Origin of the sequence: Enterobacter cloacae complex sp. SYL003, assembly GCF_049236925.1 — a bacterium.
Taxonomy (GTDB): Bacteria; Pseudomonadota; Gammaproteobacteria; order Enterobacterales; family Enterobacteriaceae; genus Enterobacter; species Enterobacter intestinihominis.
On record NZ_JBMKJK010000017.1, the window covers coordinates 72,308 to 94,325 of the forward strand.

Below are 22,018 nucleotides of genomic sequence, written 5' to 3' on the forward strand. Positions count from 1 at the left end.
CGATGCTGAACATTACCAACCTGTCTGCCGATTACGGCGGCAAACCCGCCCTGAAAGAGATCAACCTGACGCTGGACAGCGGTGAACTGCTGGTCGTACTGGGGCCGTCCGGCTGCGGGAAAACGACGCTGCTGAACCTGATCGCCGGGTTTGTACCGTATCAGCACGGCACGATCCAACTCGAAGGAAAACGGGTCACGGGGCCGGGCGCAGAGCGCGGCGTGGTCTTCCAGAACGAAGGGCTACTTCCGTGGCGAAACGTGCAGGAAAACGTTGCGTTTGGTCTGCAACTGGCCGGCGTAGCGCGTGAACAGCGTCTGAATACGGCGCGCGACATGTTGAAAAAGGTCGGGCTGGAGGGGGCTGAAAAACGCTTTATCTGGCAGCTTTCAGGCGGGCAGCGTCAGCGCGTCGGGATTGCCCGTGCGCTGGCGGCTAACCCTCAGCTGCTGTTGCTGGACGAACCTTTCGGGGCGCTGGATGCCTTTACCCGTGAGCAGATGCAAACCCTGCTGCTGCGCCTGTGGCACGAAACCGGCAAGCAGGTGCTGTTAATCACCCACGATATCGAAGAGGCCGTGTTTATGGCGACGGAGCTGGTGCTGCTCTCACCGGGACCGGGACGCGTGCTGGAGCGTCTGCCGCTTGAGTTTGCCCGGCGCTATATGGCGGGAGAGCCAGTACGCAGCATTAAATCAGACCCGCTATTTATCGAAAAACGGGAATACATCCTGAGCCGTGTGTTTGAACAGCGGGAGGCGTTCTCATGAGCATTGTCTTCAGTGAAAAAACGCGGCGGACGCGCCGTGCCTTACGCTGGCCGTTCTCTCGCCAGCTCACCTTAAGCGTCAGCACGCTGGTGGTGTTGCTGGCGGTATGGTGGGCGGTTGCCGCGCAGCAGTGGATCAGCCCGCTGTTTCTGCCCCCGCCAGGCCAGGTTCTGGAAAAACTGATCGCCATCGCCGGACCGCAGGGCTTTATGGATGCCACCCTCTGGCAGCATTTAGGCGCCAGTCTGACGCGTATTCTGGTGGCGCTGCTGGCGGCGGTCATTATTGGCGTTCCGGTGGGGATTGCGATGGGACTGAGCCCGACGGTGCGCGGCATTCTCGACCCGCTGATAGAGCTTTACCGTCCCGTACCGCCGCTGGCTTATCTGCCCCTGATGGTGATCTGGTTTGGCATCGGCGAGACGTCAAAGATCTTACTGATATATCTGGCTATTTTTGCGCCGGTAGCAATGTCGGCCCTGGCTGGCGTAAAGAGTGCGCAGCAGGTACGCATACGTGCGGCGCAGTCGCTCGGCGCCAGCCGCGCGCAGGTACTGCTGTTCGTCATTTTACCAGGTGCGCTGCCGGAGATATTGACCGGGTTGCGCATCGGCCTTGGGGTGGGCTGGTCAACGCTGGTGGCGGCAGAGCTGATTGCCGCCACGCGCGGCCTTGGGTTTATGGTGCAGTCGGCGGGAGAGTTCCTGGCGACTGACGTGGTACTGGCAGGGATCGCGGTCATCGCCGCGATCGCCTTTGGATTAGAACTGGGACTGCGCACGCTACAGCGTCGCCTGACGCCCTGGCATGGAGAAATACAATGAGTGAACGTCTGACGATTATCCCGTTGGGGCCGTACATTGGCGCGCAGGTGTCGGGCCTGGACGTAACCCGTCCGCTGAGCGATAACCAGTTTGAGCAGCTGTACCACGCGGTGCTGCGCCATCAGGTGGTGTTCCTGCGCGAGCAGGCCATCACCCCGCAACAGCAGCGCGCGCTGGCCCTGCGTTTTGGCGACCTGCATATCCACCCGGTCTACCCGCATGCGGAAGGGGTGGAGGAAATTATCGTGCTGGACACTCATAACGATAACCCGCCCGATAATGACAACTGGCATACGGATGTTACCTTTATCGACACACCGCCAGCCGGGGCGATTCTGGCAGCAAAACTACTGCCAGAGACCGGCGGCGATACGCTGTGGGCGAGCGGCATTGCGGCGTTTGAGGCGCTCTCCGCGCCGTTCCAGACCTTGCTAAGTGGCCTGCGGGCGGAGCATGATTTTAAAAAATCGTTCCAGGAGTATAAGTACCGTAAAACGGAAGAGGAGCACCAGCGCTGGCTGGATGCGGTCGCAAAACATCCGCCGCTGTTGCACCCGGTGGTGCGTACCCATCCGGTGACCGGCAAGCAGGCGCTGTTTGTGAACGAAGGGTTTACCTCGCGCATTGTGGACGTAACGGAAAAAGAGAGCGAGGCGCTGCTCAGCTTCCTGTTTGCGCATATCACGAAGCCGGAGTTTCAGGTGCGCTGGCGCTGGCAGGAGAACGATCTGGCGATCTGGGATAACCGCGTCACGCAGCATTACGCCAATGCGGATTACCTGCCGCAGCGAAGGATTATGCAGCGGGCGACGATCCTGGGGGATAAGCCGTTCTACCGTGCGGTTTGAGCCCCTCACCCTAACCCTCTCCCCAAAGGGGCGAGGGGACTGACTGGTGCGGTTTTCACCCTCTCCCTTTTAGGGAGAGGGCAGGGGTGAGGGTATTAAGTGCGCCTCTATATACCGCTGATAGCGGTTCGCCTTCAGATAACACAGATCCACCAGCACCAGCCCGTCGATACAGTTATTGAACGCCGGATCGCTGCCGAAATCGATAAACTGCACGCCGCCTGGCTCGCATAGCTCGGAATATTGTTTATAAAGCGGCGGAATACCGCAGCCCAGATTGCCGAGCAGGGATTTGAGCTTTGTCAGGTCATCCACGTAATCCACCCCGCTAAATTGCGCCAGCACGTCCGGGAGTGACGCCGGGTAGGGTTGACGCGAGGCGGCTAACGGGTGGCTGGCCGGAAACCAGAGACGATAAAACGCGACCAGCAGATCCCGGGCGGCAGGCGGTAAGCCGCCGGAGATGGACACCGGACCAAACAGGTAACGGTAATGTGGATAGCGCGCCAGATAGGCGCCAATGCCTGACCACAGGTAGTCCAGACCGCGACGTCCCCAGTAGCGCGGCTGTATAAAGCTGCGCCCCAGCTCAATGCCGTGCTCCAGTATGTCCTGCATTTTTTCGTCGTAGTGGAACAGGCTGTAACTGTACAATCCCTCGACGCCGCACTTTTCCACCTGCATGGCCGTTGGCATAAAGCGGTACGCGCCGACAATCTCGAGGTCATCATCATCCCACAGAATAAGATGCAGATAGTCATCATCGTAGCTGTCGGTATCCCGGCGTTTTCCGCTGCCTTCCTCCACGGCGCGAAAGGCAATCTCGCGCAGTCGCCCCAGCTCGCGCAGCAGAGGCGCCTCTTCCTGCCCGTTGCGCTGCCACAAATAGATGGTTTTACCATCGCTGGTTTTGCCCAGACATTCGGCCTGCGCCAGCTCCCGCTTCAGCGTGGCCCTGTCTTCCGGGCGGGCAATGGCGCACTGGGTTTTAAAGACGCCAGGCAATCCCTTGCCAAGTCGTATCACGTGCTGACGGCACTGCTCGGCCATCTCACGCGATGAAAGGGTAGAGCTAAACCGATCATTCCAGGCAATCTGCTGGCCGATTTTGATCGGCAGCTGGCTGTGGCGGCGGCGAAACATCTGTTGCATCAGCAGCAGCAGGGATACCGTCGGCGATACCAGGGTGCTGGCATAAAACAGCAGGCTGTTGTGGGCCTGAATATGTACCGGTAGCAGCGGTACCCGTAGTTTGCTGGCCAGCTTGATAAAGCCCGGATGCCACTTTTTATCGCGGATGCCTTTACGCGTTGGGCGGGAGACTTCGCCCGCCGGGAAGAAGATCAGCACGCCGGCGTTTTGCAGGTGCTGCTCCATCTTCACCAGAGATGCTTTTGCGGTTCTGCCGCCCATATTGTCCACGGGGATAAACAACGAGCTGAGGGGCTCAAGGTGAGACAGCATCCGGTTGGTGACAACCTTGACGTCCCGGCGCACGCGCGAAACGGCATACAGTAGCGCCAGCCCATCCAGGGTGCCCGTCGGGTGGTTCGCTATCACAATGAGTGGGCCGTGTTCGGGGATTTGTTCGAGGTCTCGGGCGGAAATGGTGCAGAGAATATCAAGGTGTTCCAGAACCTGCTCTACCATATCCAGCCCTTTCAGGTGACGGTGGCTGGCGGCAAACTGCTGAAATTCGTCTTCGTGGAGCAGTCTTTTTAACAGACTTTTTTGCCAGGGTGCGGGCCTCGCCTGAGGCCAAAGGTCATCAAGAACGCTGTCGAGACTAAACATTGATCACTCCTCCTGCCGTCTTGCCCAGACAGTAGAAGGAGGAGATGTCGGTTGTATTGCAGTTTAGTGAAGATTCGCGCAGAGAGCAGGCCGGGTATGGCGAAGCCACCCGGCGCTAAAGCGGATTAACGCAGAATTTTCTTCTCAGCCAGATCCAGCGCGAAGTAGCTGAAGATCAGATCCGCGCCCGCGCGTTTGATCGCCCCCAGGCTTTCGAGGATCACTTTCTCTTCGTCGATGGCACCCGCCTGCGCGGCGAATTTGATCATCGCGTACTCGCCGCTCACCTGGTATGCGCCCAGCGGCAGTTCGGTGCGTTCGCGAATGTCGCGCAGGATATCCAGATACGCGCCGGCCGGTTTCACCATCAGACAGTCTGCGCCCTGTGCTTCATCGAGCAGAGATTCACGAATCGCTTCGCGGCGGTTCAGCGGGTTCATCTGATAGGTTTTACGATCGCCCTTCAGCGCCGTGCCCGCCGCTTCACGGAACGGGCCGTAGAAGGAGGAGGCGAATTTGGTGGAGTAGGACATGATGGCGGTGTCGGTAAAGCCTGCCGCATCCAGCGCATGACGAATAGCCTGAACCTGACCATCCATTGCCGCAGAAGGTGCAATGAAATCCGCACCTGCGGCGGCGGCAACCACCGCCTGCTTGCCCAGATTCAGCAGGGTCGCATCGTTGTCCACGCCGTGATCGCACAGCACACCGCAGTGGCCATGAGAGGTGTATTCGCAGAAGCAGGTATCGGACATGACGATCATCTCCGGCACACTCTCTTTGCAGATGCGCGACATGCGTGCCACGAGGCCGTCTTCTTTCCATGCATCACTGCCGGTTGCGTCAGTGTGGTGGGAGATACCGAACGTCATCACCGAGCGGATGCCCGCATTCGCAATGCGTTCGATCTCGCGGGCCAGATGCTTTTCAGGAATGCGCATCACGCCCGGCATCGCGTCGATGGCTTTGTAGTCATCGATCTCTTCTTCAACAAAAATCGGCAACACCAGATCGTTTAAGGTCAGTGTTGTCTCTTCAAACATGGCGCGCAGTGCGGGTGACTTGCGCAGGCGACGGGGACGAGCAATTAAATCGGTCATGGTATGCCTGATGTTTGTGGAACAAAGAGGCTTAGTGTACCTGAAAGCGGAGAGTGGTGTTTTACTAAAGTTGTCTTTTAGATTTTCGAAATCGATTAATATACGCTACATGTATTTTGTATATATTATAAATCTTATTATGGTGTCCAGGGTGGTATGTGATATTGGTGAGGCTTCTATATTGGTTTGGGATTATAAATATAAATGATTTATTGCTTTTCATTATATGTGTCGAAGCAACTAAAGTAGTTTGCAATCAGTTGAATTTATAATATTTATTCATAATGATTGATATTGCCCTGGGTTTATAAGCTTATTTGTCTGAATACGGACTTAATGGAATCATTCATTGAACCTTTTCGAAGTGAAACTGCATAATTCCTTCCGCAATTAAACGTTGCCAAATGATTTGATGGACAAACTTGCTTACGTCCCTGAGGAGGGATGACCCAATGCAAACATGGAAAAAGAAACTGGTTGTATCACAACTTGCATTAGCCTGCACACTGGCTATCGCTTCTCAGGCCAATGCGAAAGATATATCCGGCACGACATATAATACTTTTGGATATGACAATACTGCGTCCACGCCCTGGTATTATGGTTATGCTGACTGGGATTATTCAGATGCCACACATGATGGTGACATTTATCCAGTCATCAATAAATCAACCGTAAACGGAGTTATTTCGACATACTATCTGGATGATGGTGTCAATGGCCGTACGAACGCGTTGAGTATTTCTAACAGCACCATTAACGGCATGATCACGTCAGAGTGTATGACCACGACGTGTGCAGAAGGCGTGGATACTGACGGCACTACGCATACCCAGTACGATCGTTTTAGCCTGACTGTTGATAACTCCACCATCAACGATACCTACGAGCATTATGCGTATGATGTCGTTAATGGCGATACCACTGAAACGCATTATCTGGACACCTATGGTCTGGGTAACGCCATCACCCTGGATGTTGAGTCTGATATCGTTATTCAGAACAATTCCCACATCGCGGGCATCACGCTGACGCAGGGTTATCAGGAGCTTGATAACACGCCATACGACGGTGTTGAAGGCGTTGCTAACAGCAGCAATATCTTTACCGATACGCTGGTGGTGAAAGACTCTGTGCTGACCTCTGGCGCATACAGCGATCTGGGTACCAGCGGCTTCTACGGTCAAACGGCGAAGCCAAGCGACTACGGTGAAACCAACGCCACGGCTGCGGATGATGCGGCGCTGATCGTTGCTGCCAGTGCGTCTGATAACGCCATGCAGACCACCGCTACCTTCGATCACTCTACCGTTACGGGTGACATTCTTTTCTCCAGCACCTTTGATAACAACTTCTACGAGAATGGCGATCCGGCAACGGATACCACAGAAGATGGCGTCTATAACCCAACCACCAACGGCTGGGATGGTACCGATAAACTGGATGTCACGCTGACCAACGGCAGTAAGTGGGTGGGTGCAGCGCAGTCCAGCGTTGAAGCTATCGGCACTGCGCAGATGTATGGCCAGGGCTACAGCAACGTAGACTGGCACGCATTGTCCCCGAATAGCATCTGGCCTGATTCTACCTTTGACAGCAACGGTCACGTTGCCGGTGAAGAGGTGTATCAGAGCGGCCTGTTCAACGTGGCGCTGGATAACGGTTCCGAGTGGGATACCCGCAAGATCTCCAACATCGATGCACTGACGGTGAACAACCAGTCTCAGGTCAATGTTGAAAACTCCGGCCTGCTGGCAGATTCCATCACCCTGACCAATGCTTCAACCTTGAATATTGGCGACAGCGGTGCCGTGGCAACCGACAGTCTGTATCTGGATAGCTACAGCCGTGCGGCACTGACTGAAGAGACGGCAGAACTGTATGCCAACACCATTACTGTAGACAACGGTGCAGAGCTGGCGCTGGGTCTGGGTCAGGTTGATACGCACAATATGGTGCTGACTGATGGCGGTGTGCTCAACGTTGCCAGCCGCGATTATGTGCTGAACAGCGACCTGAACAACGCACGCTATATCACCAACGATAGCCATAAAGCGGACTACGACTATGGTGTTGTCGCGCTGAACTCTGACGGCCATCTGGCGGTGAACGGTGACGTTGCCGGTAACTATAAAGTGCGCATCGACGATGCGACCGGTGCAGGCTCCGTAGCTGACTACAAAAACAAAGAGATCATTCGCGTCTATGACAATAACGCGGATACCGCTGCCAGCTTTACTGCGGCAAACAAAGCTGATTTAGGTGCATACACCTATCAGGCGCAGCAGAAGGGTGACACCGTTGTTCTCCAGCAGGAAGAGCTGACTGACTACGCCAACATGGCGCTGAGCATTCCTTCTGCTAATACCAACATCTGGAATCTGCAACAGGATACCGTGGGTACCCGTCTGACCAACAGCCGTCATGGCCTGGCAGATAACGGCGGCGCATGGGTGAGCTATTTTGGCGGCAACTTTGACGCGGATAATAGCACCGTTAGCTACGATCAGGACGTAAGCGGCATTATGGTGGGTCTGGATACTCAGATCGACGGTAATAACGCGAAGTGGATTGTCGGTGGTGCGGCTGGTTTCGCGAAGGGTGATATCAGCGATCGTACTGGTCAGGTCGATCAGGACAGCCAGACTGCGATGATCTACGCGTCGGCGAAGTTCATGAACGACATCTTCCTCGACAGCTCCATGAGCTACACCCGCTTCAACAACGACCTCTCTGCTACCATGAGCAACGGTCAGTATGTTGACGGTAATACCACGACTGACGCCGTTGGTTTCGGGATGAAACTGGGCTATGACTGGAAACCAAACCTGTCTGGCTACGTCACGCCTTACGCGGCGATCTCTGGCCTGTTCCAGTCCGGTGATGACTATCAGTTAAGCAACGACATGCGTATCGATGGCCAGTCTTACGACAGTATGCGTTATGAGCTCGGCGTGGATGCAGGTTATACCTTCAACTACGGTGGCGAGCAGGCATTAACCCCTTACTTCAAGCTGGCTTACGTGTATGACGATGCCGACAACAATGCTGATATCAACAATGACAGCATTGACAACGGCGTGGAAGGCTCTGCGGTTCGCGTGGGACTGGGCACTCAGTTCAGCTTCACGAAAAACTTCAGTGCTTACACTGATGCGACTTATCTGGGCGGCGGCGACGTTGACCAGAACTGGGGAGCAAACCTGGGTGTGAAATATACCTGGTAAGAAAAAACGCGGGGGATTTTGCCCCCGCTTTTTTATGTGCTTTAAAAATAATAAAGAACCGACATATACAGATGACTTGAGGTATGCATGAACGTTAATGCGAAACCACTTTCTGAATTAAGCCGGCTCATAAAGTGTCTGGAAGTCGCCGGTACCCCATTTAAAACGGAACCACAACAATTTATAACTACCGGCAATAATGATGATGAACCATTGACATTTGTAATACAATCCGGCCTGACAGTCGTTCACCGTAAATCAGATGAATTACTCGTGGGTATTGCACGGGCACCCTATATTCATGGATTAAGTGCATGGATTAATGACAGCTATCTTGAATATTCCCTGATGGCACAAACACCTTGTACCGGATTTTATTTGCCAGCCTCTACTGCATGCGAAATTATTCAAGAAGCGCAACTCTGGCAAGAAGCATTCTGCTGGCTTTCATGGCTAAATCATTTACTGGGAAAACGTGATATCCAGCTGGTCGGAAATAATTCGTATAGCCAAATTCGGGCGATGCTAATCAATATGGCCGAGTGGGATGACACGCTACGCTCAAAAATTGGTGTGATGAATCATATTCAGCGTAGCACGCGTATATCACGTTCGGTGGTTGCGGAGGTTCTGGCGGCGCTGCGTCAGGGGAACTACATCAATATGAGCCGGGGCAAACTGATCAGTATCAACCGTTTGCCCACGGACTATTAAGCTCAGTTAGCGGCCGTAAGTATCTGCGCTTTATTGGCGCTCAGCTCGGCTACAAGGTTATTTACGCCATCACTCATATTCACGAAGCGGGTGTTCGGTGACCGGGTGACCACCACAAAAGCGCCCACGTTTGATTGCGGAATCATCGCCATGTAGGTGATGAATCCGCCACCCCCACCGGTTTTTTGAATAATACCCGGGCGACCATCTTTTGGCGCCATATATACCCAGCCCATGCCGAGGGCATCGGCTTTACCGGGAACATCCATACCGATGACGCGACGTAACTGAGCACGCTGGTAGATGAGCGTCTGCATTCGGTCGGCCTGATTACTGCGCGCGTAAAAATCCGATGAGAGGAACTGTTGCATCCAGCGCATCATGTCGCCAGGCGTAGAGTAAACCCCACCGCTGCCAATGGCTGCCAGCGTGTTATTACACGGGCTGGCCCCTTTTTCCGCCACCATCAGACGCTTGCACTGGTCCGGGGAGGGGGTGTAAGTAGTATCTTTCATCCCGAGCGGACGCGTGATTTGCTCTTCAAAAAGTTGAGGGTAAGGCTTACCTGATGCCGTTGCTAACGCGTCGGCCAGCAGATCAAACGCCAGGTTAGAATAGCCAGCCTGAGAACCCGGAGCCGATTTCAGCGTTGCGGTGCTCAGGTAATTCCAGCGTTGTTCGCGAGTTGGCCAGACAAAGACAGGGCGATGCGCAGCGCCACCGGGCTGTTCTCGCGGCAGGGCGCTGGTATGGGTCGCCAGGTTCACCAGCCTGATCGGCGTTCCCTGATATGTCGGAACGCGAGCGCCGGGTGGCGCATATTTGCTGAGCGGATCGTCGAGTTTTACCACGCCTTGATCGAGCAATTTCACCAGCATTTCGCTGGTCATCAGCTTGGTTATCGACGCGACACGGATAACGGAATCCAGCTGCGGGCGAACGTTATTTCCCGGTCGTGTTTCACCGAAGCTGCGAAACACCCGCTGGTTACCGTCGATCACGACCAGCGCCATTCCCGTCGCACCACTGCCGTAATAAATAAGGTTCGCATAGCGATCGGCAATGTCAGAGGCCAGAACCGGTGCCGTCAGAGGCTGTGCTGCCTGGGCGGTGGACAGGCTCACCGCACACAGCGCGGCGAAAGAGAGCAGACAACGTTTCAACGAAAAGCATCCATCCAGTGAATAAGGAGAGTTACGGGTAGTTATACTACTAATCGGCGTCGGGCAATCGTCCGATTTGCATAACGATAGCGAGAAAAACGTAACCGTGGGTAAATTTGCACAATTTACTTACGGCCAGACTCCCATTTTGTGACATCGGGCTTATGATAGTCACCAGTTACATTCATTATTGCGGAGAACGGTATGTCTGAAAAGCGTGTGGTTTTGGTGGTTGATATGCAGAATGGGGTGTTTAAGACGCCGCGCCATCAGAGTGAGAAATGTGTCTCACTGATCAATCAGCTTACCCAGGCTGCTGAGGCCGTTATTTTCATACAGCATACTGAAGCTGGCGGGCTAGAGGAGGGGTGCGAAGGGTTTGCATTGCTGCCCGATCTCAACCAGCCGGCAGGGGCGTTTTACGTCACGAAGACCGCTTGCGATGCCTTCTATAACACTTCGCTCGAGGCACTGTTGCGCGAACAGGAGATCGATGAATTTATTATCTGCGGCTGCGCGACGGATTATTGTGTCGATGCCACCTTTAAAAACGGTGTCAGCCGGGGCTACCACATCACGGTTGCGGAGGATGCCCACACCACGGCCAATCGTCCAGCGGCCGATGCCCAGGTTCTGATCGCGCACTATAACGATGTCTGGCGTAACTTCATCGCCCCTGCCAACCCGCCTTCGGTGAAACGCACCGAAACAATTCTTGAAAACTGGAAAGCGAACTAATAATTCACCCGCAGGTCTGACTTTTTTGCCTGAGCCGGGAGGCTGGCCCAGGCAAGGTTTCGTGTGGCGATATGTTAAACACAGCAACAGCCATAACAACAAGAAGGAAGCACAATGTTTAAGTCTTTTTTCCCAAAGCCGGGGCCCTTTTTCCTGTCGGCATTTATTTGGGCACTGCTGGCTGTCATTTTCTGGCAGGCCGGTGGCGGCGCGTGGCTGACCCGTCTTACGGGGGCAACGGGCGACATTCCCATTAGCGCTGCGCGCTTCTGGTCCATGAGCTATCTGCTTTTCTACGCCTATTACATGCTCTGCGTGGGGCTTTTTGCCATGTTCTGGTTTATCTATTCGCCTCACCGCTGGCAATACTGGTCGATTCTCGGCACGTCGTTAATCATCTTTGTCACCTGGTTCCTGGTGGAAGTGGGCGTGGCGGTCAACGCCTGGTATGCGCCGTTTTACGATCTGATCCAGACGGCGCTGAGTTCGCCGCATAAAGTGACCATTAACCAGTTCTACCATGAGGTGGGGATCTTCCTCGGCATCGCCCTCATCGCCGTGGTGATCGGCGTGATGAATAACTTTTTCGTCAGTCACTATGTGTTCCGCTGGCGTACCGCGATGAACGAACACTATATGGCGCACTGGCAGCACCTGCGTCATATCGAAGGTGCCGCACAGCGTGTGCAGGAAGACACCATGCGTTTTGCCTCTACACTGGAAGATATGGGCGTGAGCTTTATTAATGCCATCATGACGCTGATCGCCTTCCTGCCGGTGCTGGTGACGCTCTCATCCCACGTTCCGGAACTGCCGATTGTCGGCCATCTGCCGTACGGCCTGGTCATTGCCGCGATTGTCTGGTCGCTGATGGGAACGGGACTGCTGGCAGTGGTGGGGATCAAGCTGCCGGGGCTGGAATTTAAAAACCAGCGCGTGGAAGCGGCCTACCGTAAAGAGCTGGTGTATGGTGAAGACGATCCCAACCGTGCGTCACCGCCTACCGTGCGTGAGCTGTTTGGCGCCGTACGTCGTAATTACTTCCGCCTCTATTTCCATTACATGTATTTCAATATCGCGCGCATCCTTTATCTTCAGGTTGATAACGTTTTCGGGTTGTTCCTGCTGTTCCCGTCCATCGTTGCGGGTACGATTACGCTCGGTCTGATGACCCAGATCACCAACGTTTTTGGTCAGGTTCGCGGTTCGTTCCAGTACCTGATTAGCTCCTGGACTACGCTGGTGGAGCTGATGTCCATCTACAAACGTTTACGCAGTTTCGAGCGTGAGCTGGACGATAAGGATTTGCAGGAAGTCACCCATACATTAGGTTAAAAAGGAATTGCTATGCCATTTGCCGTACCACGTGCATTACCGCTGACGTTACTCGCCGCCGTCGTGCTGGCGGGCTGTGCCGAGAAAGGGGCTACCCCGCTCAAAGAAGGGGAGAAGCCCGTTGATGTGGCGAGCGTGGTGCGGCAAAAAATGCCCGCCAGCGTGAAGGATCGCAGTGAGTGGGCTGATGCGCTGGCAACGACCTTCAAAAGTCAGAAGATCGCGCCTACCGAGGAGAACATCTGCTCGGTGCTGGCGGTGGCGCAGCAGGAATCGATGTATCAGTCAGATCCTGTTGTGCCTGGCCTGAACAAAATCGCCTGGAAGGAGATCGACCGCCGGGCCGAATCGATGCATATCCCGGTTTTCCTGGTACATACCGCCCTTAAAATCACCTCTCCAAACGGGAAAAGCTACAGCGAACGGCTGGATACGGTGAAAACCGAGAGGCAGCTCAGCGCCATTTTCGATGATTTCATCAATATGGTGCCGATGGGGCAGAAGCTGTTTGGCTCGCTGAATCCGGTACATACCGGCGGTCCGATGCAGGTAAGCATCGCATTTGCGGAAAAGCATACCGACGGCTATCCGTGGGATATCGACGGTACGGTGCGTCAGGAAGTCTTCTCCCTGCGCGGTGGGCTGTGGTTTGGGACGTATCACCTGCTGAATTATCCGGCCAGCTACGATAAACCGCTGTATCGTTTTGCCGACTTTAACGCGGGCTGGTATGCCAGCCGAAATGCAGCCTTCCAGAATGCGGTAAGCCGTGCCAGCGGTGTGAAGCTCGCTTTGGATGGCGATCTCATTGCTTACGGCAGCAGCGAGGCAGGGTCCACCGAACGGGCAGTGCGAAAACTTTCGACGAAGCTGGAGATGAGCAACAGTGACATTCGCCGACAGCTGGAGAAGGGTGACAGCCTGGCGTTTGAGAAAACGGATCTGTATAAGCAGGTTTTCGCGCTTGCAGAGAAGAAAAGTGGAAAGGCACTACCCAGAGCCATTCTGCCAGGCATTCAGCTTGAAAGCCCGAAGATCACGCGTAACCTGACGACCGCATGGTTCGCAAAACGCGTGGACGATCGTCGGGCTCGCTGTATGGGACTGTAATCAGTGGCGGTTGCGCCAGCGCAGCACGAGCGCAATCACGCCCAGAACCATGCTGCCCGCGAGGAAGGGAATGAGCCCGAATACGGTGCTCACGCCTAAACCGATTTCAACGCGCGGGCGGCCGGTATCCTGCACCTGCATCAGATGCTCATACACGCCAGGGGCATGCACCAGCATGTTCAGCAGTTGGGTTCCTGCCCAGAAACAAAACAGAACAAACAGGGCATAGGCAATATTCCCCGCCGTGGAGGTTTTTGGTTGTTTTCCGCCAAAAATCGGTTTCGACAATGTAAAGTCTGCCATAAGACCTCCCGAAAATATCACTCTGTTTTAATACGCGTCGTACAGGGTGAGTGTGACAGGTCATAGCATTTGTCAATATCAGAATCGTGGGAAATTCGGCTCAGGATTTCTCCTGGATTGTCGATTTCTGCATCACGTCACAAATTGATAACATAAGTGAAACTACGCTGCTTTTCAGAATTTACGTATCCGCCACAGACGGCTTTATCAAACTGTGAGAGGATAGTTTTTTTTCTGCCGGAGTTGTCATGAAGCTCACTTCCAAACTACGCCGTGACTGGCATTACTACGCCTTTGCGATCGGGCTGATCTTTATACTCAACGGTGTTGTCGGGCTGCTGGGATTTGAAGCGAAGGGCTGGCAAACCTATGCGGTTGGGCTGGTGACCTGGGTAATCAGTTTCTGGCTGGCGGGATTCATTATCCGCCGTCGTCCCGATGAGACGACGGCAGAGAAAGCCGACTAACCGTCAGTTAACAGAGCTTTTCAGGGCGCTGTCAGCGGCGTGACGCTCCAGCGCCAGTTCAATCAGGCGGGTGATCAGTTCCGGATAGCTTATTCCGCTGGCCTGCCACAATTTCGGGTACATGCTGATATTGGTAAAGCCCGGCAGGGTGTTGATTTCGTTAATCACTACCTCGTTATCCGCCGTCAGAAACACATCGACGCGCGCCATCCCACTGCATCCCAGCGCCTGATAGGCTTCAACGGCGATCGCCCGGATCTTGTCGTTAACGTCAGGATCGAGCGCGGCGGGAACCACAACCTGGGCACCTTTGTCGTCAATATATTTGGTGTCGTAGGAGTAGAAGTCGCTATTCAGCACCACTTCACCACAGGTACTCGCCTGCGGGAAGTCGTTACCCAGTACGGCGCACTCAATTTCGCGCCCGTTAATTCCCTGCTCAACCACCACCTTGTGGTCAAACTCAAAGGCCAGACGAACGGCATCGTTAAACTGTGCTTCGCTGGTGACTTTGCTGACGCCGACGGACGAGCCCTGATTCGCCGGTTTCACGAACAGCGGCAGGCCGAGTTGCGCCTGGATCTGCGCGAAGCTGTGTTTATCGCGGTTGGCGCGAGTGAGCGTGACGAACGGTGCAATATTCAGACCGGCGTCGCGCAGCAGACGTTTTGTGACGTCTTTATCCATGCAGGCGGCAGAACCCAGCACATCGGAGCCGACAAACGGCAGGTTCGCCATCCGCAACATGCCTTGCAGGGAGCCGTCTTCGCCCAGCGTGCCGTGAACGATAGGGAACACCACGTCAATCTGTGCCAGCGCCTGCGCGTTCCCGGCATCGATAAGCTGTCCCTGTGCCACGCCTGGAACCGTTGCGACGCTGATATCAGAAGGATTAAGGGCGATGCGCGCCGGATCATCAGCGTGTAACAGATACTGGCTGGCATCGTTAACATGCCATTGGCCCTGTTTATCAATGCCCAGCAGCACCACGTCAAAACGGCTTTTATCAATCGCATTAACGATATTTTTAGCCGATTGCAATGACACCTCGTGCTCTGATGATTTTCCCCCAAAGACAATACCTACGCGCTGCTTTGCCATCTCACTCTCTTCCAGTCTGACGAAAAGCCAATAACATACCACGATGCCCGGCGGGTTTCGCGGCCTTCTGCCATAATGTTTTGAGGGATGTTGAAGGGGGGCGCGTGAAAGGAAAAGGTCTGCTTATTCTTATTGTTATTGCCGGGATCGCCACGGTGGGCTACCGCTGGTTGCCGCCGCATTACAACCCTTTCGTGCCGCTTACGCTTGACGATCCGCCTGGAAAAATAACCCAGTTTAAAGTCCGGCGCTTAACGCCGCAGGCGTGCGCAAACCTGTTAGCGCAGGCGAATCAACGCCAGCTTATCCGTACCCAGGCGGTCGCTGACAGCGCCGGTGAGTGTCCGCTGAGTAACGTGGTGCGCGTGCGCGATTTTGGCCCGGTCAGCCTCAACGGCAGCTTCCTTGCCAGTTGCCCGCTGGCGTTAAGCTCGGCGCTGTTTGTCAGCCAGCAGGCCCGGCCGCTCACCAAAACCTGGACCGGCAGCGAGCTTACGCGTATTGAACATCTGGGCAGCTTCGCCTGCCGCAATATCTACAGCCGCCCGGATGCGCGGCGCAGCGAACATGCCACGGCGGATGCGCTGGATATCAGCGCTTTCAGGCTTGCAAACGGACAGCGTGTTACCGTCCTCAACGGCTGGAAAGCGGAAAAGACGCAGCCCTGGCTACAGGCGCTGCTGTCGGCAAGCTGCGGCTATTACGGTAACGCTCTGGGGCCGGACTACAATGCCGCCCATGCCAACCATTTCCATCTGGGAATGCGCGGCTATGGCTTATGTCGATGAAGCATAATCTTCCGCCGAAAATTGGATAGATTGTGACTTATCTCACAAATATGATGACTGGGAAGATAAAACACCAAAGTCTGCAAGGCCGCATCTCTGGCGCTATGTCATTGCGCGTAACTTGCTAATCTGTCGGCGAATTCGCCTAAAAATGAAGACTATTTCTGTTATGGAATCCTGGAAAGTTAACCTCATTTCAGTCTGGTTCGGCTGCTTCTTCACCGGACTGGCTATCAGCCAGATATTGCCCTTCCTGCCGCTTTACGTGTCGCAGCTGGGGGTCACTTCCCATGAAGCGCTCTCTATGTGGTCCGGCCTGACGTTCAGCGTGACGTTTCTGGTGTCCGCTATTGTGTCACCGATGTGGGGCAGCCTTGCGGATCGCAAGGGGCGCAAGTTGATGCTGCTCCGCGCCTCGCTGGGGATGGCGATAGCCATTTTGCTCCAGGCCTTCGCCACCAACGTCTGGCAGCTGTTTATTCTGCGGGCGATAATGGGGCTGACCTCCGGGTACATTCCGAATGCCATGGCGCTGGTGGCCTCACAGGTACCGCGCGAGCGGAGCGGCTGGGCACTCAGCACGCTTTCCACGGCCCAGATTAGCGGTGTAATTGGCGGCCCCCTGCTCGGCGGCTTCCTGGCTGACCATGTTGGGCTGCGTGCGGTCTTTATCATTACCGCCATCCTGCTAACGGTCAGCTTTTTGGTCACCCTTTTTCTGATAAAAGAGGGCGGTCGGCCTGTCGTCAGCAAATCAGAACGCCTGAGCGGAAAGGCGGTTTTCGCCTCGCTACCTTATCCTGGCCTGATGATTAGCCTTTTTGTGACAACGATGGTGATCCAGCTCTGTAACGGCTCGGTGGGACCGATTCTGGCGCTGTTTATCAAGTCGATGGCACCGGACAGCAGCAACATTGCTTTTCTGAGCGGGATGATTGCCGCCGTGCCGGGCGTGTCGGCGCTGATGTCCGCTCCGCGTCTGGGGAAACTGGGCGACAGGATCGGTACGGCACGCATTCTGATGGCAACGCTCATCATTGCGGTGATCCTTTTCTTTGCCATGTCGTTCGTCACAACACCGCTTCAGCTCGGGGTGTTGCGCTTCCTGCTTGGCTTCGCGGATGGTGCTATGCTGCCCGCTGTACAGACGCTGCTGGTGAAATATTCCAGTGACCAGGTAACCGGCCGCATTTTTGGCTACAACCAGTCGTTCATGTATTTAGGCAACGTAGCGGGCCCGCTTATTGGCGCCTCGGTCTCGGCGATGGCGGGTTTCCGCTGGGTATTTGCCGCGACGGCGGTAGTGGTGCTTCTTAATATTATTCAACTGGCCTTTGCCTTGCGCCGTCGCCGGCGAATCGCTGAGGCAAAGTCAGGCCGACAAACACGATAATATATTATTAATTCTTATGATGGCCGCATTTTTATATAACGAAATGCGGCTTCTGTCTTTTAGAAAAACGTTTCGCTTGCGCTCCGAAATATCTTTTTTGGCAGCAATGTCACTTTTGCATAAGATAAAACCAATCCATGCTTTTCATTATTCAGTGAGGGTGTTAATTTCAGGGGAAATCACATAAGGACATAGCACCATGAAAAATCTCATTGCTGAGTTGTTGGTTAAGCTTGCCCAAAAGGAAGAAGAGTCGAAAGAGCTGGTTGCCCAGGTCGAGGCGCTGGAGATCGTTGTGACGGCGCTGCTGCGACAGATGGCAAAACCAGAGCAGGAGGCGTTGATCGACAACGTTGAAGGCGCGCTGGAAAAAGCTCGCCCTGATTCACAGGTGCCCGCAGAGGACGCGGAGCTGCTTCAGCAATACGTAAAGAAGCTTTTAAGGCATCCTCGCAGTTAACCGGCCAGAGGTGAAATGACGTGTCACAGAATTGTCATGCAGGATGCCTGGCGTCGCTCTGTTTTTATTTTTACCCCGTTACCATGGGGAAATTAAAATGAAGCAGAGCACACTTTTCACCGCATTAAACTCGCTCGTAATTACCTCCTCCGTTCCTGCGAAACCGGTTAATAATAATCGCGCTGCGACGGGACTGAAATAACCCTGAATCACGGTGAAAATCATGGCCGCAGGGTGGTTTTTTTCCCGTAACGAACCAGACTTAACGTGGAACTTCACATAAAGGATGGTGCAATGAAAACAACAATACTGGTTACCCTGCTCTCTGGCCTGTGTCTGATCGCCTCAGCACATGCGGAAGAGAAAACGTTAACGCCCCAGCAGCAGCGCATGACGACCTGTAACCAACAGGCGACCTCGCAAAGTCTGAAAGGGGATGCCCGTAAAACGTATATGAGCGACTGCCTTAAAAATGGTACGACCAAACCGGGTGAAAAAAGCCTGACCCCGCAGCAGCAAAAAATGCGCGAGTGCAATGCCCAGGCGACACAGCAGATGCTGAAAGGCGACGATCGCAGCAAGTTGATGAGCGCGTGCCTGAAAAAACAGGCGTAGTGCTAACGGGTGAGTCACGGCTGTGGCTCACCCAAAATTTCATACTTTCCCCGCTATCCCCCTCTCTATAATTTGGGAAAATGTTTCAGAATATTCCCAAAAATGATGAATGATGAGTTTTATGACAATCAAGAGAACATTCGGGAAGCGTGGTATCAGCAGCTTTCTCAGGATGACTCATACCGTTCCGGTCTGCGATTTGCCCGGCGAATACGGCTGGCACGCATCGTTGGTCTGGCGGCGCTGTTTGTTCCGCTTGCCAGCGTTCTGGTGAGTCAGCTTCTTTCTGGCGTCTGGTGGTTGTTATTGGTGGGCTGGGTCTTTGTCTGGCCCCATCTGGCCTGGCAGCTGGCTTTTCGTTCGACCTGCCCCCACAGCGGTGAAATCGTTAATCTGAAAATCGATGCCATCATTGCTGGCGTCTGGATGGGCTTAATAGGGTTCAATGCACTGCCAACGGCGGCGCTGATCGTGATGATCGGCATGAACATGATGGGATCGGGGGGATGCCGCTTATTTCTGACAGGACTTGCGCTGCTTGCTCTGTCTGCCCTGCTCACCGTGCAATCCACGGATACTCCTGTGCTATTGACCTCTGAACCGCTGGCGTTGTGGCTGACGCTCCCCGTGCTGGTGGTCTACCCCATGCTGTTTGCCTGGCTCAGCCACCGCACGGCGATCCGGCTGGCAGAGCATAAGCGTCGGCTTGAGCTGATGAGTACCCGCGACGGAATGACCGGCGTGTTCAATCGCCGTCACTGGGAAACGTTGCTGCGTAACGAATTTGAGGCCTGCCGTCGCAGCCATCGACAGGCGACGATACTGCTCATCGATATCGATCACTTCAAGACGATCAACGACACCTGGGGGCATGACGTGGGGGATGAAGCGATTGTCGCCATCACGCGCCAGCTTCAGCTGACCCTGCGCGCAGGCGATTATATTGGCCGCTTCGGGGGAGATGAATTTGCGGTGATCATGTCCGGCACGCCTGCCGACAATGCGATTGCGGCGATGGCGCGCGTCCATGAAAGGCTGGTCAACATGCCGCTGCACGGAGCACCTATGGCGAGGTTGTGTATCAGCGTTGGGGTTGCCCCCTGGGGGGCGCAGTTCACGCACTATCGTGAATGGCTAAAGGCCGCGGACGTGGCCCTCTATAAAGCCAAAAATGCCGGACGGGGTCGCACCGAAGTGGCCGCCTGACGCCCGGCGTAACGCATCAGGACTTACTCAGCTTCTCTGATTTTTCCATGCATTTTTCCATCGCCTCGATCACGGCGGAGCGGAACCCGCGCTCTTCCAGCACGCGCACGGCTTCAATGGTTGTGCCACCCGGAGAGCACACCATATCTTTCAGTTCGCCCGGATGTTTACCCGTTTCCAGCACCATTTTGGCCGAGCCCATCACCGCCTGCGCTGCAAATTTGTAGGCCTGCGCGCGTGGCATACCGCCAAGTACGGCGGCATCAGCCATGGCTTCGATAAACATAAAGACATACGCCGGGGCAGAACCACTCACGCCGACAACCGGGTGGATCATCGGTTCGGCAATCACTTCCGCTTCGCCGAAGCAGCGGAAAATGTTCAATACATCCGCCACCTCTTCAGTAGTAACCAGCGCGTTTGGGGTAACGGAGGTCATACCGGCATTTACCAGCGACGGGGTGTTTGGCATGGCGCGAACAATCTTACGGTCGTGCCCCAGCGCGCGGGCGAGCTGGTCGAGGGTCACGCCTGCGGCAATCGACACCACCAGGCTCTCTTTGTTCAGGCTGGAGGTGATCTCGCTCAGGACTTTAATCATGATATTCGGCTTAACGGCGCCAAAGACAATGTCCGCCACCTGAGCCACTTCCTGCGCGCTTTCGGCGGCGTTGATACCATACTCATCACGCAGCGCCGCGACTTTATCCGGGGATGGGGTATAGACCCAAATCTGCCCCGGCAGCACCTGGCCGCTGGCTATCAGTCCACCGAGGATAGCTTTACCCATGTTTCCGCAGCCGATAAACCCGATTTTCTTATCCATCACGTCTCTCCGTTATTATGCGTTGTTATCTCTCATTGATAGCTTAACAACGAAATGCAGGCGACAATAGTCGCCAGAATCATAATGGGGAGACACTATGGCGATTTGGGTTGATGCGGACGCGTGTCCGAATGTGATTAAAGAGATTTTATTCCGCGCCGCCGAGCGGGTGCAGATGCCGATGACGCTGGTGGCGAACCAGAATATCCGCGTGCCGCCCTCCAGGTTCATTCGTTCTCTGCGCGTGCCGGCCGGGTTCGACGTGGCAGATAACGAGATAGTACGCCTGTGTGACGCAGGAGATCTGGTGATCACGGCGGATATCCCGCTGGCTGCCGACGTGCTGGCGAAGGGGGCCGCGGCGCTTAACCCGCGCGGAGAACGCTATTCGCCGGCAACGATCCGGGAGAAGCTCACCATGCGTGATTTTATGGATACCCTGCGTTCCAGCGGCGTGCAAACCGGTGGGCCGGACAGCCTGTCGCAGCGCGATCGCCAGCAGTTTGCCGCCGAGCTGGATAAATGGCTGCTGGAAGTGAAGCGCCGCCCGGCGTAGCCCACCTCCGGGCTGTTTTGTGGTACAGTGTGACTTCCACAGGCTTGTCATTCCGTACCGCTTTGCAGTAAAGTTAGCGCAACATCTTCTGCAATCATTTCTTTACAGCCTTCAGTTATCCGGCAGCAAGGGGAACACCTGGTTATGAACCCACCCATCTTTTTAGTTGGCCCTCGCGGCTGTGGGAAAACCACCGTTGGTCTGGAGCTGGCGCGTCTGTGCCAGAGTCAGTTTGTCGATACTGACCACTGGCTCCAGGAGAATGCCGGTAAGACCATCGCCGATATCGTGGAGAATGAGGGGTGGGAGAGCTTTCGTGCGCGCGAAACGGCCACGCTGGAAGCGGTGACCGCACCGTCGACCGTGATTGCGACCGGTGGAGGCATTATTCTGGCGCCGTATAACCGCCAGTTTATGCGCGAAAAGGGTGTCGTAATCTACCTTTGTGCCCCGGTTTCTACGCTGGTGGGGCGGCTGGAGGCGTTTCCGGAAGAGGGACAGCGCCCGGCGCTGACCGCGAAACCGCTGAGTGAAGAGGTCAGCGACGTCCTCGCCGAACGCGATGCACTGTACCGCGAGGCGGCACACCACGTTGTGGATGCGTCAGCGTCACCCGAGAAAGTTGCGATTCAGATTATTACCGCCCTGCGTTTGGCTTGCGCCAGCTAACAGCCGTCTAT

General features: G+C 54.9%; 22 protein-coding genes. 16 read left to right on the plus strand and 6 right to left on the minus strand.

Annotation, left to right across the window (positions count from 1 at the left end; all coding sequences use genetic code 11):
• The first annotated feature begins 2 nt into the window (after positions 1-2).
• Genes tauB through tauD form a run of 3 tightly spaced genes read left to right on the plus strand, consistent with a single transcriptional unit; the run spans position 3 to position 2,442 of the window.
• Positions 3-770 carry a taurine ABC transporter ATP-binding subunit gene (gene tauB, locus ACOT1A_RS19585; protein ID WP_038415448.1) on the plus strand — a complete coding sequence of 256 codons (768 nt, stop codon included), beginning with the start codon at positions 3-5 and terminating at the stop codon, positions 768-770.
• Positions 767-1,594 (plus strand): taurine ABC transporter permease TauC, encoded by an 828-nt coding sequence (gene tauC / locus ACOT1A_RS19590; protein WP_022647195.1) that lies wholly within the window; start codon positions 767-769, stop codon positions 1,592-1,594. The genes tauB and tauC overlap by 4 nt, the downstream gene beginning before the upstream one ends.
• Positions 1,591-2,442, plus strand: coding sequence for a taurine dioxygenase (gene tauD, locus ACOT1A_RS19595; RefSeq protein ID WP_023305554.1), 852 nt, complete (start codon positions 1,591-1,593; stop codon positions 2,440-2,442). Before tauC ends, tauD begins: the two co-directional genes overlap by 4 nt.
• Positions 2,443-2,511: 69 nt before the next feature.
• Here the strand turns inward: tauD and ACOT1A_RS19600 are convergent, their stop codons facing one another.
• Entirely contained in the window at positions 2,512-4,236 is a 1,725-nt protein-coding gene (locus tag ACOT1A_RS19600; protein WP_171932812.1) for a lysophospholipid acyltransferase family protein, read from the minus strand.
• Positions 4,237-4,361: 125 nt separating this feature from the next.
• A complete protein-coding gene (gene hemB / locus ACOT1A_RS19605) occupies positions 4,362-5,336 on the minus strand; it encodes a porphobilinogen synthase (RefSeq protein ID WP_003859169.1) in 975 nt (324 codons plus the stop codon).
• Between the two features lie 452 nt (positions 5,337-5,788).
• Between hemB and ACOT1A_RS19610 the strand changes: the two genes are divergently transcribed.
• The gene (locus ACOT1A_RS19610; RefSeq protein WP_368958439.1) at positions 5,789-8,563 is read left to right on the plus strand and encodes an autotransporter outer membrane beta-barrel domain-containing protein; all 2,775 of its coding nucleotides are present in this window, start codon (positions 5,789-5,791) and stop codon (positions 8,561-8,563) included.
• An 87-nt stretch (positions 8,564-8,650) separates the two neighbouring features.
• Complete coding sequence (locus ACOT1A_RS19615) at positions 8,651-9,277, plus strand: helix-turn-helix domain-containing protein (protein ID WP_022647199.1); 627 nt, start codon at positions 8,651-8,653, stop codon at positions 9,275-9,277.
• Positions 9,278-9,279: 2 nt separating this feature from the next.
• Here the strand turns inward: ACOT1A_RS19615 and ampH are convergent, their stop codons facing one another.
• A complete protein-coding gene (gene ampH, locus ACOT1A_RS19620) occupies positions 9,280-10,440 on the minus strand; it encodes a D-alanyl-D-alanine-carboxypeptidase/endopeptidase AmpH (RefSeq protein ID WP_276170327.1) in 1,161 nt (386 codons plus the stop codon).
• Between the two features lie 204 nt (positions 10,441-10,644).
• Between ampH and ACOT1A_RS19625 the strand changes: the two genes are divergently transcribed.
• From ACOT1A_RS19625 to ACOT1A_RS19635, 3 genes are all read left to right on the plus strand, one after another.
• Positions 10,645-11,178 (plus strand): isochorismatase family protein, encoded by a 534-nt coding sequence (locus ACOT1A_RS19625; protein WP_276170328.1) that lies wholly within the window; start codon positions 10,645-10,647, stop codon positions 11,176-11,178.
• 114 nt (positions 11,179-11,292) lie between these two features.
• Positions 11,293-12,513, plus strand: coding sequence for a peptide antibiotic transporter SbmA (gene sbmA / locus ACOT1A_RS19630; RefSeq protein ID WP_022647202.1), 1,221 nt, complete (start codon positions 11,293-11,295; stop codon positions 12,511-12,513).
• Positions 12,514-12,525: 12 nt separating this feature from the next.
• Complete coding sequence (locus ACOT1A_RS19635; protein WP_126503132.1) at positions 12,526-13,623, plus strand: DUF1615 domain-containing protein; 1,098 nt, start codon at positions 12,526-12,528, stop codon at positions 13,621-13,623.
• On the opposite strand, the gene ACOT1A_RS19640 is transcribed toward ACOT1A_RS19635, so the two are convergent.
• Positions 13,624-13,926 carry a DUF2755 family protein gene (locus ACOT1A_RS19640; RefSeq protein WP_003859159.1) on the minus strand — a complete coding sequence of 101 codons (303 nt, stop codon included), beginning with the start codon at positions 13,924-13,926 and terminating at the stop codon, positions 13,624-13,626. It lies immediately after the preceding gene.
• 248 nt (positions 13,927-14,174) lie between these two features.
• Here ACOT1A_RS19640 and ACOT1A_RS19645 point away from each other — a divergent pair, with 248 nt between their 5' ends.
• Positions 14,175-14,393 carry a DUF2754 domain-containing protein gene (locus tag ACOT1A_RS19645; RefSeq protein WP_022647204.1) on the plus strand — a complete coding sequence of 73 codons (219 nt, stop codon included), beginning with the start codon at positions 14,175-14,177 and terminating at the stop codon, positions 14,391-14,393.
• A 3-nt stretch (positions 14,394-14,396) separates the two neighbouring features.
• Here ACOT1A_RS19645 and ddlA read toward each other — a convergent pair whose 3' ends face one another.
• Entirely contained in the window at positions 14,397-15,494 is a 1,098-nt protein-coding gene (gene ddlA, locus ACOT1A_RS19650) for a D-alanine--D-alanine ligase (protein ID WP_193543841.1), read from the minus strand.
• A 104-nt stretch (positions 15,495-15,598) separates the two neighbouring features.
• On the opposite strand from ddlA, the gene ACOT1A_RS19655 reads away from it, so the two are divergent.
• The 5 genes from ACOT1A_RS19655 (at position 15,599) to adrA (ending at position 19,956) form a co-directional block, all read left to right on the plus strand.
• Positions 15,599-16,282, plus strand: coding sequence for an extensin family protein (locus ACOT1A_RS19655; RefSeq protein ID WP_276170329.1), 684 nt, complete (start codon positions 15,599-15,601; stop codon positions 16,280-16,282).
• 169 nt (positions 16,283-16,451) lie between these two features.
• Positions 16,452-17,675: a multidrug efflux MFS transporter gene (locus ACOT1A_RS19660; protein ID WP_150312002.1), complete on the plus strand. Its 1,224-nt coding sequence runs from the start codon at positions 16,452-16,454 to the stop codon at positions 17,673-17,675.
• 199 nt (positions 17,676-17,874) lie between these two features.
• On the plus strand, positions 17,875-18,135 hold the full coding sequence (gene iraP, locus ACOT1A_RS19665; RefSeq protein WP_003859148.1) for an anti-adapter protein IraP: 261 nt from the start codon (positions 17,875-17,877) through the stop codon (positions 18,133-18,135).
• Positions 18,136-18,429: 294 nt separating this feature from the next.
• Positions 18,430-18,750, plus strand: a complete 321-nt coding sequence (gene psiF, locus ACOT1A_RS19670; RefSeq protein ID WP_276170330.1) for a phosphate starvation-inducible protein PsiF — start codon at positions 18,430-18,432, stop codon at positions 18,748-18,750.
• A gap of 102 nt (positions 18,751-18,852) precedes the next feature.
• The gene (adrA, locus tag ACOT1A_RS19675) at positions 18,853-19,956 is read left to right on the plus strand and encodes a diguanylate cyclase AdrA (RefSeq protein ID WP_276170331.1); all 1,104 of its coding nucleotides are present in this window, start codon (positions 18,853-18,855) and stop codon (positions 19,954-19,956) included.
• Positions 19,957-19,972: 16 nt separating this feature from the next.
• On the opposite strand, the gene proC is transcribed toward adrA, so the two are convergent.
• Entirely contained in the window at positions 19,973-20,782 is an 810-nt protein-coding gene (gene proC / locus ACOT1A_RS19680) for a pyrroline-5-carboxylate reductase (protein WP_022647210.1), read from the minus strand.
• Between the two features lie 97 nt (positions 20,783-20,879).
• Between proC and ACOT1A_RS19685 the strand changes: the two genes are divergently transcribed.
• Complete coding sequence (locus ACOT1A_RS19685; protein ID WP_022647211.1) at positions 20,880-21,338, plus strand: YaiI/YqxD family protein; 459 nt, start codon at positions 20,880-20,882, stop codon at positions 21,336-21,338.
• A 144-nt stretch (positions 21,339-21,482) separates the two neighbouring features.
• Complete coding sequence (gene aroL, locus ACOT1A_RS19690) at positions 21,483-22,007, plus strand: shikimate kinase AroL (protein WP_022647212.1); 525 nt, start codon at positions 21,483-21,485, stop codon at positions 22,005-22,007.
• Positions 22,008-22,018: the final 11 nt, after the last annotated feature.

Coding starts and splice junctions, on each gene's coding strand:
- tauB (WP_038415448.1), top strand. CDS start 3: ATGCTGAACATTACCAACCTGTCTGCCGATTACGGCGGCAAACCCGCC.
- tauC (WP_022647195.1), top strand. CDS start 767: ATGAGCATTGTCTTCAGTGAAAAAACGCGGCGGACGCGCCGTGCCTTA.
- tauD (WP_023305554.1), top strand. CDS start 1,591: ATGAGTGAACGTCTGACGATTATCCCGTTGGGGCCGTACATTGGCGCG.
- ACOT1A_RS19600 (WP_171932812.1), bottom strand. CDS start 4,236: ATGTTTAGTCTCGACAGCGTTCTTGATGACCTTTGGCCTCAGGCGAGG.
- hemB (WP_003859169.1), bottom strand. CDS start 5,336: ATGACCGATTTAATTGCTCGTCCCCGTCGCCTGCGCAAGTCACCCGCA.
- ACOT1A_RS19610 (WP_368958439.1), top strand. CDS start 5,789: ATGCAAACATGGAAAAAGAAACTGGTTGTATCACAACTTGCATTAGCC.
- ACOT1A_RS19615 (WP_022647199.1), top strand. CDS start 8,651: ATGAACGTTAATGCGAAACCACTTTCTGAATTAAGCCGGCTCATAAAG.
- ACOT1A_RS19625 (WP_276170328.1), top strand. CDS start 10,645: ATGTCTGAAAAGCGTGTGGTTTTGGTGGTTGATATGCAGAATGGGGTG.
- sbmA (WP_022647202.1), top strand. CDS start 11,293: ATGTTTAAGTCTTTTTTCCCAAAGCCGGGGCCCTTTTTCCTGTCGGCA.
- ACOT1A_RS19635 (WP_126503132.1), top strand. CDS start 12,526: ATGCCATTTGCCGTACCACGTGCATTACCGCTGACGTTACTCGCCGCC.
- ACOT1A_RS19640 (WP_003859159.1), bottom strand. CDS start 13,926: ATGGCAGACTTTACATTGTCGAAACCGATTTTTGGCGGAAAACAACCA.
- ACOT1A_RS19645 (WP_022647204.1), top strand. CDS start 14,175: ATGAAGCTCACTTCCAAACTACGCCGTGACTGGCATTACTACGCCTTT.
- ddlA (WP_193543841.1), bottom strand. CDS start 15,494: ATGGCAAAGCAGCGCGTAGGTATTGTCTTTGGGGGAAAATCATCAGAG.
- ACOT1A_RS19660 (WP_150312002.1), top strand. CDS start 16,452: ATGGAATCCTGGAAAGTTAACCTCATTTCAGTCTGGTTCGGCTGCTTC.
- iraP (WP_003859148.1), top strand. CDS start 17,875: ATGAAAAATCTCATTGCTGAGTTGTTGGTTAAGCTTGCCCAAAAGGAA.
- psiF (WP_276170330.1), top strand. CDS start 18,430: ATGAAAACAACAATACTGGTTACCCTGCTCTCTGGCCTGTGTCTGATC.
- adrA (WP_276170331.1), top strand. CDS start 18,853: ATGATGAATGATGAGTTTTATGACAATCAAGAGAACATTCGGGAAGCG.
- proC (WP_022647210.1), bottom strand. CDS start 20,782: ATGGATAAGAAAATCGGGTTTATCGGCTGCGGAAACATGGGTAAAGCT.
- ACOT1A_RS19685 (WP_022647211.1), top strand. CDS start 20,880: ATGGCGATTTGGGTTGATGCGGACGCGTGTCCGAATGTGATTAAAGAG.
- aroL (WP_022647212.1), top strand. CDS start 21,483: ATGAACCCACCCATCTTTTTAGTTGGCCCTCGCGGCTGTGGGAAAACC.